We start from the raw sequence: 12,898 nt of genomic DNA, 5'->3' as shown, positions 1-12,898 counted from the left end.
ACCGGATGATGACGAGGGGACGTGGAGGCATGACCATGCCGGTGGGGCGTGCCCCGTCCATGCGCGATGTGGCCCAGGCGGCCGGGGTCTCGGCGCAGACCGTGTCGCGGGTGCTCAGTGGGCACCCGCATGTGCAGCCGGCGACCCGGAACCGGGTCATGACGGTGGTCGAGGAGATGGGGTATCGGCGCAACTACACCGCCAGGGCCCTGGTCACCGGTCAAAGCAAGACGTTGGGGGTGCTCACCCTGGCCACGGACTTCTATTCCCGGGCTTCGCTGTCCCTGGGCATCGAGAAGGAGGCCCGCGCCCACGGCTACCTCGTCAACAACACCACCACCGACTCGTTGGCTTCCTCCGCCATCGGCCAGGCCGTCACCCGGCTCGTGGACCAGGGGGTCGATGGGCTGATCATCGCGGTGCCGTTGATCGACGTCGACGAACCCCTCGAACGGATCACCCGCCGGGTTCCCACGGTCACCGTGGACGGTTCGCGGACCTCTGCCGCCGATGTCGTGGCCGTGGACCAGGCCGAAGCGGCCCGGCTGGCCACCCGCCACCTGCTCGAACTGGGGCACCGGACGGTCTGGCATATCGCCGGACCCGATCAATGGTCGGATTCGGCGACAAGGGTCGCCGGCTGGAGGGAGACGTTGCAGGAAGCCGGCTGCGAGGTGCCGCCCGAACTCCACGGTGACTGGACGCCGGAGTCGGGGTACCGCAATGGCCAGTTCCTGGGGCGGATGCCCGAGGTGACCGCAGTGCTGGTCGCCAGCGACGAAATGGCCTTCGGGACACTGCGTGCCTTGCATGAGCTCGGCCGGCGGGTGCCCGAGGATGTGTCGGTGGTGGGAATCGACGACATCGCCCTGGCCGCCTACAGCCAGCCGCCGTTGACCACGATCAGGCAGTCGTTCGAGCAGACCGGGAGGCAGGCGGTGGCCCATCTGATCCGGCAGATGACCCACCCGGAACCGGACCATTCCTCCGAACGGGTGGCCCCGGAACTGATCATCCGCTCCAGTACGGCCCCGCCGCCGGGCGGCTAGTGCCCCCGGTGTTCGGGGACCAGGGTGGAGACGACCTGCAACAGCAGCTCGGGGCTGAATTCCTCCGGCTGGCGGGCCACGTTCACGGCCGCTCCGTAGATGAGTGAGGCCAGGGTGGAACGCAACGCGGGGCCTGACATGCCGGTGCCTTCGACCAGCCGCTCGGTGACCGGCTCCAGGGTGGCCGCGTAGCGGTCCAGTGCGGCGTTGATGGGCGCGCGGTATTCGTCGTGGTGACGCAGGAAATAGAACTGGAAGATCAGGTCGACTTCACCGCGCCGGGCGGGCAGGGCATGGATCTGCTGGGCCACCATCGAAATCAGGGCGGCCCGGGGGGAGAGATCCTCGCCGAAACCGGGCGGGGGACCACCCAGGATGGTCTCCAGCAGGTGGGTCAACAGCGCGTGCAGGAGACCTTCCTTGGACTCGTAATAGAAGTAGACCAGGCCGATCGACAGCCCCGCTTCGGCAGCCACGCTGCGGGAGGTCACCGACTCGATCCCGCCGTCCAGTGCCACCTTTGCGGCGGCGTCCATGATGTCCCTGCGTCGTTCGCCCTCGGGCTTCTTGATTCCCCCCATGAACCAACCCTAGCCTTGTCATCCATCGAACGCTGGTTCAATGTAAGTTGAAGATCGTTAACTCCACCGAACGAGGAGCACCATGCGCCACCCCTTGAAGAACGAGACCGTCCTGATCACCGGTGGAGGCAGCGGCATCGGCCGGCTGTTGGCACTGGGCGCCGCACGCCGCGGGGCCCGCATCATCATCTGGGACCTGTCGGAAGCCTCCGGACGGACAGTCCGTGACGAGGTGCGGGCGCTGGGGGCCGACGCCGAGGCCTTCGCGGTGGACGTGACCGACCGGGCCGCCGTCCGGGCCACGGCGGAGCAGACCGGCGAGGTCGACGTCGTGGTCAATAATGCCGGCGTCGTCAGCGGCAAACGGCTGCTCGACGCCTCCGAGGAGGCCTTGGAGGCCACGATCCAGGTCAACGTGATGGCCTTGTACTGGGTCACCCGGGCCTTCCTGGGCGGAATGATCGAACGCCGGCACGGCAGTATCGTCACGGTCTCCAGCGCCGCGGGAATGGTGGGGGTGGCGAAGCAGACCGACTATTCGGCCAGCAAGTTCGCGGCCTTCGGATTCGCCGAATCGTTGCGTGTCGAACTGGCCAAGGACGGCACCGGGGTCAACTCCCTGGTGGTCTGCCCCTACTACATTTCCACCGGCATGTTCGAGGGCGTGAAGACCAGGTTCCCGCTGATCCTGCCGATCCTGAAACCCGACTACGTGGTGACCCGGATGCTCGACGCCATCGAGGCGGGCAAGCAGAAGCTCGTCATGCCCCGCGCCGTCCATGCCCTGTCTCCGCTGCGTATCCTGCCGGTGCCGCTCTTCGACAAGGTGGCCAACCTGCTGGGGGTGAACAACACCATGGACGCCTTCGTCGGACGCTCGGGCGGGAAACGGGAGGCAGCTTCGACGGACTCAGCGCAGAGCTGAGATCCCGGCGCGGCTGCAGGGCGGCCTATTCGTCGGCGGTGCGGGGAGCCCGGGAATTGATGGTCCACCATTCGGTGGGTTCGGAAATGGTGAACCGGCGGCCGGTGGTCGAGGTGGGGGTGATGCGGACGAACGCGTCCTTATGCCCCGATTCCCACGGGAAGAGCATCAGCGAGAAACTCTCCACGAGCTCCTCCGTGGACTTGAGCAGTTCGGCGGCACCCTTGAGATTGACGCTCCAGGCGACACCCGTGGACTGGTCAACGCCGTCCACTTCGAAGGCCACCGGGTGATCCCCCAACGCTGCGGAAAGTTTTGTTCCCGCACCGGTGCGAAAAACGACGGTTCCGTGGTCGACGGCGTAGTTGACTGGAAAAATATCCGGGTGGTCCTCCACCCAGACCGCCAAACGGCCCACCGACACGCTGCGAAGCAACGTCCAGCATTCGTTGACCTCGAGGCGTTGTGTGGAGGAACCCTGATCCTTCGTCATGGTCCCGAGCATAGGCTCGGCGGCCGGACTTTGGTAGGGCGGGAGCCGACCCCGGGATCAGGGACCCCGGAGGGCCGTGCGCAGTGCCCTCCAAGCCCCCGTGGACCAGAGGGCCCAGAGCATCAGGACGGGCTGGAAGAACAGGCGGACCAGCCGCGAACCATCACTATCGAGTCCGAACGCGGAGGTACCAGTGACGTATTGGGCGATGTTGCCGGGGAACACCGCAAGGAAGAAGGCCGCAACGGCCCAACCCACCAGAACGCGGCGTCGACGCCAGAACACCAGGGCCGCACCCAAACCGATTTCCACTACTCCGGAGGCCAGGATCACGACATCGGCATCGAGGGGGACCCACTGCGGCACCTGAGCCGTGAATTCCGTGCGGGCGAAACTCAGATGGCTGGTCCCGGCGAAGACCAGGAACGCACCGAGGATGACGGCGCCGACGAATCGGGGCCGTGAGACCTTCCCCGTGGGGCGGGCCACCATGCTTCGGGCCCTCTGCACGAACGGACGCTTCATGACGGAAGGCTAGCAGTGCCGATGTCCGGACCGGGGCCGGGCATGGATACGATCTACTGATGAACGACGTGATGAAGCTGCGTTTCCTAGCGGCCCCCACCGATGTGTCCGAGGACGGCGTGACGGTCCAGGCCGGCCGGATCCTGGAATGGATCGACCAGGCGGGGTACGCCTGTGCGGTCGGATACGCCGGGGGCTATTGCGTCACCGCCTACGTCGGGAACGTGCACTTCACCCGTCCCATCCGCAACGGCGATCTGATCGAGGTCACCGCCCGGATCGTGCATACCGGACGCACCAGCATGCAGGTGGTGGTCACCGTCGACGCCGCGGATGTCAGTGAACGCGAATTCCGGCCCGCGATGGACTGCATTCTGGCTTTCGTCGCCATGGATGAGGACAGCCGACCCAAACCCGTCCAACCGTGGGAGGCCTCCGATCCCGAGGCGGAGCAGCTGGCCCGCTGGGTCGAGGACCGGGTGGAGGCCCGGGCAGCCATCCGCGACCTGATGCGGGCCCAAAAATACACGGAGGCCGGAACGGCCCCGCAGGAGATGTTCAGGTTCCTCGCCTCACCCACCGATGTGAACTGGGGTGGCAACGCCCACGGCGGGATCGTCATGCGCTGGATCGACGAGGTCGCCCGGGCCTGTGCCACGCGCTGGAGCGGACGCGATTCGGTGGCCGTCTACTCGGGTGGCATCCATTTTTTGAACCCCATCCACATCGGAGACGTCGTCGAACTCGAGGCCCGGCTGATCCACACCGGCCCGCACAGCATGCATATCGCGGTACACGTCAGGGCCCGGGACCCGCGCTCGGAGGCCTGGCGGGAAACCACCCGTTGCATGAGCATCTTCGTGTCCCGCGACGAAAGCGGCCATGCCTCCCCGATCCCGCAGTGGGTTCCGGTCACCGAGGAGGACCGGCGGCTTGATGACCATGCGCTGGAACTGATCCTCCGGCGGGCCGAGGTTCCCCCGCTGCAATTCGCCACCGAACGAAAATACTAGCCCGCGCGGAACCGGTGGCATCCCGGGGTCAGGAGTCGGTGCCGGCCGCCGGCCAGTAATAACTGTCGGGGAGCGTCCGTGGCCCGAAGATCGCCTGGCCCACCCGCACGACCGTTGCGCCTTCGTCGATGGCCCACTCGAAATCCCCGGACATGCCCATGGACAGTTCTTCAAAGGCCGCCGGATCCGGGGCGTCCTGGCGGATCCGATCGCGCAGGGTGCGCAAGGTGGAGAAACAGCGGCGTACCCGCTCCTGGTCGGTGCTGAATGCGGCGAGCGTCATGAGTCCGCGGACCCGCAGGGTACTGAATGCCGGCAATTCGGCGATGAAGCCGGCTGTCTCCTCGGGCTCCATCCCGTATTTGCTGGCTTCGCCGGAGGTGTTCACCTGGACAAAGACGTCCAGACCGCGGCCCTCGCGTTGCAGCCGGCGATCCAGCGCCTCGGCCAGACGCAGGCTGTCCAGGGCCTGGAACTCGCTGGCGAACCGGGCGACGAATTTGGCCTTATTGGTCTGCAGGTGCCCGATCACCGACCATTTGACCTCCTCCAGATCGGACATCGCCTCCCATTTGCGGTGGGCCTCCTGCACCTTGTTCTCACCCAACCACCGGCAGCCGGCGTCGACGGCCAACCGGATATGGGCTTCGTCGATGGTCTTGCTGACCGGCAGGAGGCGAACCTCCCCGGGGGAGCGGCCGGCCCGCCGGGCGGCGGTGGAGATCCGGTCCTGGACGGCGTGGAGATTCCTGGCAAGATCCTCCCGGGTGTCGGCGGGAGGGTAGATGGGGGTGCTCATGGTTGAACCATACGCCCTGGTCCGGGGCTCCACTCAGGCGTCGTCGCGGTAGCGCAGCACCCCGCCGACGGCCGTCGCCCGGACCGGTACATCGCGCAGTTCCGCGGGATCGATCGTGTAGGGGTCGGCTCCGAGGGCGGTGAAATCGGCCAGCATGCCCGGACGCAACCGTCCCTTCAGGTCCTCCTCGCCGGAGGCATGGGCGGCTCCGATGGTGAAACCGGCAATGGCCTCGGCGACGGTGATCCGCTCGCCGGGCTGCCAACCACCGGTGGGTTCGCCATCGGGGCGCTGGCGGGTGACGGCCGCGTGGATGCCGTGCAGGGGGTTGGGGAGTTCGACCGGGGCATCGGAGCCGAAGGCCGGGAACGCGCCGGCATCGATGAGCGAGCGCCAGGCATAGGAGGCCAGATCGCGGCCGGCCAGCAGGGTGGAGGCCAGGGTGATGTCGGTGGGGCAATGCGTGGGTTGCATGGACGGGACGACGCCCAGGCGGACCACCCGGGCGATATCCTCCCGGCGCAGATGTTGGGTGTGTTCGATCCGGTGGCGCAAGGCCCGCGGGGCCGCGGAACCATGCAGCGGATGGAGGGCCAGTTCCTGGTAGGCGTCGAGGACGAGCTGGTTGGCCCGGTCCCCGATGGCGTGGGTCGCCACCGCGATGCCGGCACCGGCGGCCCGCCGGACCAGGGCGAGCAGCTCGGGGTAGGGGGTGACCTCGAGCCCGGTGTTCCCGTCGTCACCGGGGAAGGGCGAACCCATGTGGCTGGAGTGGGATCCCAGGGCACCGTCGGAAAAGAGTTTGACCGGCCCGGTCCGCAACCAGGCATCGCCGTAGCCGGTGGCCAGGCCCTCGTCGATGGCCCGGTCCAGAGAGGTCGCCGGAATCGATTTATGCACCCGCAGCCGCAAATCGCCACGCGCGCGCAGTCCCTCGTAGGCGGTGCGGCATTCCTCGCCGTCGAAGTCGTGGACGGCGGTCAGCCCGGCCGCCAGCAACCGCTCCTGGGCGGAGGCGAGCTGGGACTGTAGATCCCCGGCCGCGTCACCGTGCATGATCTCGCTCAGGGGCGCATGCGCTGCCTCCCGGAGGATCCCCGTGGGTTCTCCGTCCGGGGTGCGGATGATCCGACCACCGACCGGATCGGGGGTGGACGCGTCGATGCCGACCAGGGCCAGTGCCGCCGAATTCGCCCAGACCGTATGCCCATCGATGCTGGGCAGGGCTGCCGGATGTGAACCGGTCGCCGAGTCCAGTGCCGCCCGATCGGGCTGGACGGGCACATCCCAGGTATTGAAGTCCCACCGGCCCCCGAAGATCCAGGCCCCCGCCGGCAGCCTCGAGGCGTGGACCCTGATCCTGCCCAGGGCCTCGTCCAGTGAGGAGGTGCCCCGCAGGTCGAGCGCGGCGCTCTCACGGGCGTAGTTGGCCGTGTGGATATGGGCATCGGTGAGCCCGGGGATCACCGTTGCCCCGCCGAGATCAATCGTTTCCAGGGCTCCGGTGGCCTGGCCCCGGAGATCCTCCGGGGTGCCCACCGCGATGATGTGCTCGCCGCGTGCCAGCAACGCCGTCGCCCGGGGATATCCATCCCACTGCGTGTGGAAGGTGGCGTTCACGTACAGGCGTTGCTCAAGCATTCACGGGTCCTTTGCAGAAGATCACAGGTCAACGCAGGTGATCACGTCGGCTGATGCCCGGATGGACCCCTGCGTCCTGCGGCCACTCTAGGGCAGGGCCGGGTGTTTGCCGGGGCCGGGCCCACCGCGACGACGGGTAGCCCTGTGCCGCGCTCGCCGACGGTCGTAGACTCCAGCATGGAGGAGGGGCATGATGGCGATCCCCCGGGAAACACCGGTGAACGACGACGGCTTGCTGGAGGTTGGCGGCGTGGTCTTCTATTGGCGCGGGCCGGCACCCTTCTATTATCTGCGGGTCCCCGATGAGGCGGCAGCCTACATCCATGACGTCGCCTCCCAGGTCACCTATGGGTGGGGGATGATCCCGGTGGCCGCGAAAATCGGTTCCACCCGCTTCACCACGGCTCTATTTCCGAAGGACGGTGGCTATCTGGTTCCGCTGAAGACGGCGGTCCGGCAGGCGGAGGGGATCGACCTCGACGAGGAGGTCACCGTGGAGCTCGAGCTCGGGGGGACCTGAAGGCCCGGGCACGGAAACGGGCCGTGGGCGATGAACCCACGACCCGCCGCCGTTCCTTAGGCAACCGGTGAAAACCGGCACCGACGCTACTTCTTCGAGGATCCCTTGGCCTTGGCGGCAGCACCCTTCTCGGTGCGGGCCCCGGCGTCGGCCAGATCGCCGTCGCTGTTCTCCACGTGGGAGCGCAGGAACCACTGGAAGAGTTCGAGTTCGCCGACCTGACCGATCAACAGGTCTTCGGTGATGGGGTCCAACGCCCCGACGATCCCGATGGCCTTGCGGTGGCTCTCGATGATCCCGGTGTAGACGACGTCCAGGGCAGCCAGGTGCGCGGTGGTTCCGGCGCGGCCGATCTCGTAGTCATTCCAGGGACGGGCCGCGACGAGGGCCCCGGGGAGCCCGTTGGGGGAGACCCCGAGGGTGGCCATGCGCTCGGCGAGGGTGTCGATCATGCCGCGAACGGTGTCGATCTGCGGGTCGAGCATCTCGTGGACGCCGATGAAATCGCGGCCGACGACGTTCCAGTGGGCATGTTTGAGGGTCAGCTGCAGGTCGTTCAGCGCGTGGAGGCGCATCTGCAGGGTCTCGCCGACCTGGTGGCCGTCCTTGAGGCTCAGGCCCGGGACGGTGTAGGTGGCGTTCTTCTTGTTCTTCGTAGCCATGGTTCTGCTTCCTTCCATTGACGGGTACTGCGGGCTCCTCGGCGGACTCAGGCCGCCAGCTCGTTCTCGATCGCTGCGGTGAACGCATCCAGATCCCCGGGGTTCCGGGAGGTGATCAGGGTCCAGCCTTCCGCCGGGCAGCGGAAGACCTCCTGGTCCTTCCAGGTGCCGCCGGAGTTTTCGACATCCGTTCTGATCGAGAGATACGAGGTGAGCGTCTTGCCGCGGGTCAGACCGGTCTCCACCAACAGCCACGGACCGTGGCAGATCGAGGCGACGGGGCGGGACGCTGCGGCGAAGGACTTCGCGAGGCGTTGGGCCTCGTCATCCAGACGCAGGGCGTCGGCATTGAGTGTGCCACCGGGCAACAGCAGCAGGTCGTAGTCGGCAGCCTCCACGTCCGCGAGGGTGGCATCGACCGGAACCCGGTCTCCGGGTTCCCAATCACTGACGAGGGTTTCGATCTCGCCGGGTTTCGGCGCGGCGACGGTGACCTCTGCTCCGGCGGCGCGCAGCCGCTGCAGCGGAACCGTGAGCTCGTCCTGCTCGACGCCGCGGTTCGAGACCGCGACGAGGATCTTCCTGCCGTTCAGGTTGGCCATGATTGATGCTCCTTTCGAAGGGGAGTCACTGGGTCCAACCCTTCCACTGCTCCGGTGCGCTGGCAAGGTGGAATATCCTGCCTTGGCGTCAGGCTGGATCCGCGGGCTTTGCGCGGGGATTCCGTGGCGCGAAGGGAGCTTGGGACTGCCGCTTTTCGGTGACGAGCCGGTAACAGAAGACGGTTTTATGCCGAAATGGCCCCCCGATCGGAAATACGTGGCTACGGTGGGACTGGACGACGCAGCCCTTCGGGCCGCGTCGAAAGTCCTACCGGAGCCAGTGTGAAGAGGGTCTGAACATGTGGGAATTCGTCGGCGATAGATACCGCCAAATACTCTTTGACTCCTGGCAGCACTTCAGCCTGGTCGTCCAATGCCTGATCCTCGCGACGGTCATCGCCATCGTCCTGGCGGCCCTGGTCTACCGGAGCAAGGCAGCCAGCGGGGCAGCCAACAGCATTTCCGCCATCGGCCTGACCATCCCGTCGTTCGCGCTGATCGGCCTGCTCATCGCCCCCATGGGCTTCGGTGTCGCCCCCGCCGTCGTGGTCGTGACGTTCTTCGCCGCCTTGCCGATCCTGCGCAACTCGGTGGTTGGCCTGGCCGGCATCCCGCCGTCCGTCGTCGAATCGGCCCGCGGCATCGGCATGAGCCGCTTCCGCACCCTGGCCACGGTGGAGATCCCCATGGCGTGGCCCGTCATCCTGGCCGGCGTGCGCGTCTCGGCGCAGATGGTCATGGGGATCGCCGCCATCGCCGCCTACTCCCTGGGTCCCGGCCTGGGCGGGTTCATTTTTTCCGGTCTGTCCCGGCTCGGGGGCGCCAACGCGCTCGAGTCGGTCGTCGTCGGCGTCGTCGGCGTCATCCTGTTGGCCCTCATCCTCGACCTGCAGCTTGTCGGCATTGGTCGGCTCACCACACCGCGAGGTATCCGTGTCTGATTTGAAACCAACCACCCAAGGCTCCGAGAACGGCGTCACGGGCGCCGCCATCCTGCTCGAGGAAGTCACCAAGCGCTATCCCGGCCAGGCCACACCGGCCGTGGGCGGGCTGACCCTGGAGATCCCCGCCGGGTCGATCGTCATGTTCGTCGGCCCATCGGGCTGTGGCAAGACCACGACCCTGAAGATGATCAACCGGCTCATCGAACCCACCGGCGGCGGCATCGTCATCAACGACCAGGACGTCACCGCGATGGACGGGGACAAGCTCCGTCGGCAGATCGGCTACGTCATCCAGGCCGGCGGCCTCTTCCCGCATATGACGGTGGCGACCAACATCGGCCTGGTGCCCAAGATGCTCGGCTGGACCAAGCAGCGCATCGCCGACCGCGTGGATGAACTGCTCGAACTCGTCTCCCTGGACCCCGATACCTACCGCGACCGCTACCCGAAGGAACTTTCCGGCGGGCAGCAGCAGCGCATCGGGGTGGCTCGCGCCCTGGCCGCCGACCCGCCCATCCTGCTGATGGACGAGCCCTTCGGCGCCGTGGACCCGATCACCCGTCAGCGGCTGCAGGACGAACTGATCAACATCCAGTCCGAACTCCAGAAGACCATCGTCTGCGTCACCCACGACTTCGACGAGGCCGTGAAGCTCGGTGACTGGATCGCCGTGTTCGACGAGGGGGCGCATCTGGTGCAGTACGACTCCCCGGAGCGCATCCTGGCCAACCCGGCCAACGAATTCGTGGAGAACTTCATCGGTTCCGGCGCCGGGCTCAAGCAGCTCACGCTCAACCGCGTGGAGGACGTGAAATTGGAGGAAGCGGTCACCGCGGTCGCCGGTGACACGGTCTCCGATGTCCTCTCGCGCCTGCAGGGGGAGGGGAAGAAGAACGTGGTGGTGCTCGATTCACGCGAACGCCCCGCGCAATGGCTGTCCCGACGCGAGCTGAGCCGCATGGACGTCATCACCGACCAGATCGATCCCGACCTCGCGGTGGTTTCGGACCGTTCGACCCTCAATGACGCCCTGGACGTCATGCTGGTCAACAGCGTCAGTGCCGCGTTGGTGGTCGGCAGACGCGATGTCTTCCGTGGCCTGGTCACCGTGGACACGGTCATGGAGTCCATCCATGCGGCCCAGGAAGCGGCCAGGGACGATGCCGCTTCCCCGGTGGGCCTGAACAGCGGCGCCATCCCGACAGCATCTGTGGATGCAGCGGTCGCGGCGTCCGGGCGGAGCAACGCGTCGCGGACTGATGACGATGAAGCACCCGGCGAGCCGCAGGATGGTGGCCAACCATGAGCTCCCTGGAGACCACCACGGGCGCGGACGCCGGTGCCGTCGGCGAGGCGTCCCGGGCGGTGGATGGAGGCATGGCCAAGGCGCTCTGGTGGCAGCTGGCCGGCATTGCCATCGCCTTCCTGCTGCTCATCGGTTGGCTGGGACTGAGCGATTTGAGCGCGACGGAAAAAGCGACCCTCGATCCCGGCGAACTGTGGGGGTACACCCTCGAGCACCTCAAGCTCACCATCGTGGCGGCCGTCATCGTGCTGGTCATCGCCCTCCCGCTGGGCGTGCTGCTCACCCGGGGGCCGCTGCGCAAATTTAGCGGCCCGGTGATGGCCGTGGCCAACATCGGCCAGGCGGCACCGGCCATCGGTCTGGTCGTGTTGCTGGCCTTTTGGTTGGGTTTCGGCTTCAACGCTGCAGTGGTCTCGCTGGTCGCCTATGCGATCCTTCCCGTCCTGCGCAACACGATGGTTGGACTCAGCCAGGTCGACGAGCGGCTCATCGAGGCAGGACGCGGCATGGGCATGAGCTCCAGTGCCGTGCTGTTCAAGGTGGAACTGCCGTTGGCCGTACCGGTGATGCTTGCGGGCATCCGCACCGCACTGGTCCTGCTGGTGGGGACCGCGACGCTGGCTGCCTTCATCAACGGTGGCGGACTGGGAATCCTGATCGTCACCGGTGTCAACCTCAACCTCAGCACCGTGCTGGTGGCCGGCTCGCTGCTGGTGGCCCTGCTGGCGCTGGTCATTGACTGGCTGGGACGGCTCGTCGAGCATGTTGCCCGCCCGAAGGGACTCTAGAAATGGCTGTTCATTTCCCCGCCCGGGGCCCGCGGCGCCCCGCGGCCAGACGGCGCGTCCATGCGGCCGCCGCCGCCCTTGCCGTGGGTTCCCTGCTGGCCGGTTGCGGGCTGCAGCCGGCTGCGTCCTATGTCCCCAAGGCCGATCCGGGGATCATCGAACCTGCCGAGGGGTTGCCCGACGATGCCTCGCTGGTGGTGACCGCGAAGAACTACACCGAGGCGCTGACGCTGGGCAAGATGGCCGTGCTGGCCGCCACCGCGGCGGGGTTCAAGGTCACCGACCTGTCCAATGTCCCGGGCAGCCAGCCCTTCCGTGATCTGTTGGTCTCCGGCAAGGCCGACATGGGCTGGGACTACACCGGCACCGGATGGATCATCTACATGGGCCACGAGGAGGGCATCCCCGATAAGGAGAAGCAGTGGCAGGCCGTCCATGACGAGGACCTGGGCAACGGCCTGACCTGGGGCCGGCCCTCGCCCGAGAACAACACCTATTCCTTTGCGGTGCGCAAGGACGCGGTGAAAGACCTAGGCGGGATCAGCAAGATGTCCCAGATTGCCAAGCTGCCGGTGAAGGACCGCACGTTCTGCGTGGAGTCCGAGTTCAATTCACGGTCCGATGGCTTCAATCCCTGGCTGAAGGACTACGGGATGAAGCGTGGGGACGCGAAAGGGGTGCCCGATGACAACATCGGCATCTACGACACCGGTGCCGTCTACTCGGCCACCGCCAACGGCGACTGCAACTTTGGCGAGGTCTTCACGACCGATGGGCGGATCGATGCGTTGGACCTGGTGGTCCTGGAGGACGACCGCAAGTTCTTCCCGGCCTACAACCTCGCCCCGGTCATCAGTACAGAGACCCTCGAGGAATACCCGCAGCTGGCAGATGTCTTCGCGGAGGTCTCCTCCCGGCTCGATGACGAGGTCATGCGTGGCCTGAACCTCAAGGTCGACGTCAACGGCGAGGAACCTGCCGATGTCGCCTACGACTGGATGGTCTCGGAAGGACTGATCACCGAACCTCAGTAGCCCTGTTCTGGCCGCC

At 66.7% G+C, this 12,898-nt stretch carries 15 protein-coding genes; 8 read left to right on the top strand and 7 right to left on the bottom strand.

The genetic code is table 11. The features are described 5' to 3' along the window. Positions 1–5 precede the first annotated feature (5 nt). A complete protein-coding gene (locus tag ACT3UE_RS05870; RefSeq protein ID WP_443383065.1) occupies positions 6–1,049 on the top strand; it encodes a LacI family DNA-binding transcriptional regulator in 1,044 nt (347 codons plus the stop codon). Here ACT3UE_RS05870 and ACT3UE_RS05865 read toward each other — a convergent pair. Continuing rightward, on the bottom strand, positions 1,046–1,630 hold the full coding sequence (locus ACT3UE_RS05865; protein WP_443383068.1) for a TetR/AcrR family transcriptional regulator: 585 nt from the start codon (positions 1,628–1,630) through the stop codon (positions 1,046–1,048). The genes ACT3UE_RS05870 and ACT3UE_RS05865 overlap by 4 nt on opposite strands. A gap of 82 nt (positions 1,631–1,712) precedes the next feature. On the opposite strand from ACT3UE_RS05865, the gene ACT3UE_RS05860 reads away from it, so the two are divergent. Continuing rightward, positions 1,713–2,555, top strand: coding sequence for an SDR family oxidoreductase (locus ACT3UE_RS05860; protein ID WP_443383071.1), 843 nt, complete (start codon positions 1,713–1,715; stop codon positions 2,553–2,555). Positions 2,556–2,580: 25 nt separating this feature from the next. On the opposite strand, the gene ACT3UE_RS05855 is transcribed toward ACT3UE_RS05860, so the two are convergent. Together ACT3UE_RS05855 and ACT3UE_RS05850 are read right to left on the bottom strand one after the other, a co-directional pair. Continuing rightward, complete coding sequence (locus ACT3UE_RS05855; protein WP_443383074.1) at positions 2,581–3,048, bottom strand: pyridoxamine 5'-phosphate oxidase family protein; 468 nt, start codon at positions 3,046–3,048, stop codon at positions 2,581–2,583. Between the two features lie 57 nt (positions 3,049–3,105). Next, positions 3,106–3,573: a DoxX family protein gene (locus ACT3UE_RS05850; protein ID WP_443383076.1), complete on the bottom strand. Its 468-nt coding sequence runs from the start codon at positions 3,571–3,573 to the stop codon at positions 3,106–3,108. Positions 3,574–3,632: 59 nt separating this feature from the next. Here ACT3UE_RS05850 and ACT3UE_RS05845 point away from each other — a divergent pair, with 59 nt between their 5' ends. Beyond that, the gene (locus tag ACT3UE_RS05845; protein ID WP_443383079.1) at positions 3,633–4,586 is read left to right on the top strand and encodes an acyl-CoA thioesterase; all 954 of its coding nucleotides are present in this window, start codon (positions 3,633–3,635) and stop codon (positions 4,584–4,586) included. Between the two features lie 28 nt (positions 4,587–4,614). Here ACT3UE_RS05845 and ACT3UE_RS05840 read toward each other — a convergent pair whose 3' ends face one another. Continuing rightward, entirely contained in the window at positions 4,615–5,385 is a 771-nt protein-coding gene (locus ACT3UE_RS05840; RefSeq protein ID WP_443383082.1) for a YggS family pyridoxal phosphate-dependent enzyme, read from the bottom strand. A gap of 33 nt (positions 5,386–5,418) precedes the next feature. Next, complete coding sequence (locus tag ACT3UE_RS05835) at positions 5,419–7,026, bottom strand: amidohydrolase (RefSeq protein ID WP_443383085.1); 1,608 nt, start codon at positions 7,024–7,026, stop codon at positions 5,419–5,421. Positions 7,027–7,216: 190 nt separating this feature from the next. Between ACT3UE_RS05835 and ACT3UE_RS05830 the strand changes: the two genes are divergently transcribed. Beyond that, positions 7,217–7,546 (top strand): DUF1905 domain-containing protein, encoded by a 330-nt coding sequence (locus tag ACT3UE_RS05830; protein WP_443383088.1) that lies wholly within the window; start codon positions 7,217–7,219, stop codon positions 7,544–7,546. 86 nt (positions 7,547–7,632) lie between these two features. Here ACT3UE_RS05830 and ACT3UE_RS05825 read toward each other — a convergent pair whose 3' ends face one another. Both ACT3UE_RS05825 and ACT3UE_RS05820 read right to left on the bottom strand, forming a co-directional pair. Further along, complete coding sequence (locus ACT3UE_RS05825; protein ID WP_443383091.1) at positions 7,633–8,208, bottom strand: Dps family protein; 576 nt, start codon at positions 8,206–8,208, stop codon at positions 7,633–7,635. Between the two features lie 47 nt (positions 8,209–8,255). Then, a complete protein-coding gene (locus ACT3UE_RS05820) occupies positions 8,256–8,810 on the bottom strand; it encodes a type 1 glutamine amidotransferase domain-containing protein (RefSeq protein WP_443383093.1) in 555 nt (184 codons plus the stop codon). A 299-nt stretch (positions 8,811–9,109) separates the two neighbouring features. Between ACT3UE_RS05820 and ACT3UE_RS05815 the strand changes: the two genes are divergently transcribed. From ACT3UE_RS05815 to ACT3UE_RS05800, 4 genes are all read left to right on the top strand, one after another. Beyond that, on the top strand, positions 9,110–9,751 hold the full coding sequence (locus tag ACT3UE_RS05815; RefSeq protein ID WP_443383096.1) for an ABC transporter permease: 642 nt from the start codon (positions 9,110–9,112) through the stop codon (positions 9,749–9,751). 1 nt (position 9,752) lies between these two features. Next, positions 9,753–11,060: an ABC transporter ATP-binding protein gene (locus ACT3UE_RS05810; RefSeq protein WP_443383225.1), complete on the top strand. Its 1,308-nt coding sequence runs from the start codon at positions 9,753–9,755 to the stop codon at positions 11,058–11,060. A gap of 71 nt (positions 11,061–11,131) precedes the next feature. Then, positions 11,132–11,848: an ABC transporter permease gene (locus ACT3UE_RS05805; RefSeq protein WP_443383228.1), complete on the top strand. Its 717-nt coding sequence runs from the start codon at positions 11,132–11,134 to the stop codon at positions 11,846–11,848. Positions 11,849–11,850: 2 nt separating this feature from the next. Further along, on the top strand, positions 11,851–12,882 hold the full coding sequence (locus ACT3UE_RS05800) for a glycine betaine ABC transporter substrate-binding protein (RefSeq protein ID WP_444554098.1): 1,032 nt from the start codon (positions 11,851–11,853) through the stop codon (positions 12,880–12,882). Positions 12,883–12,898 lie beyond the last annotated feature (16 nt).

The organism is Arthrobacter sp. 179, from assembly GCF_052379645.1.
GTDB lineage: Bacteria > Actinomycetota > Actinomycetes > Actinomycetales > Micrococcaceae > Arthrobacter_H.
This window is presented reverse-complemented; position numbering and strand designations above follow the sequence as displayed.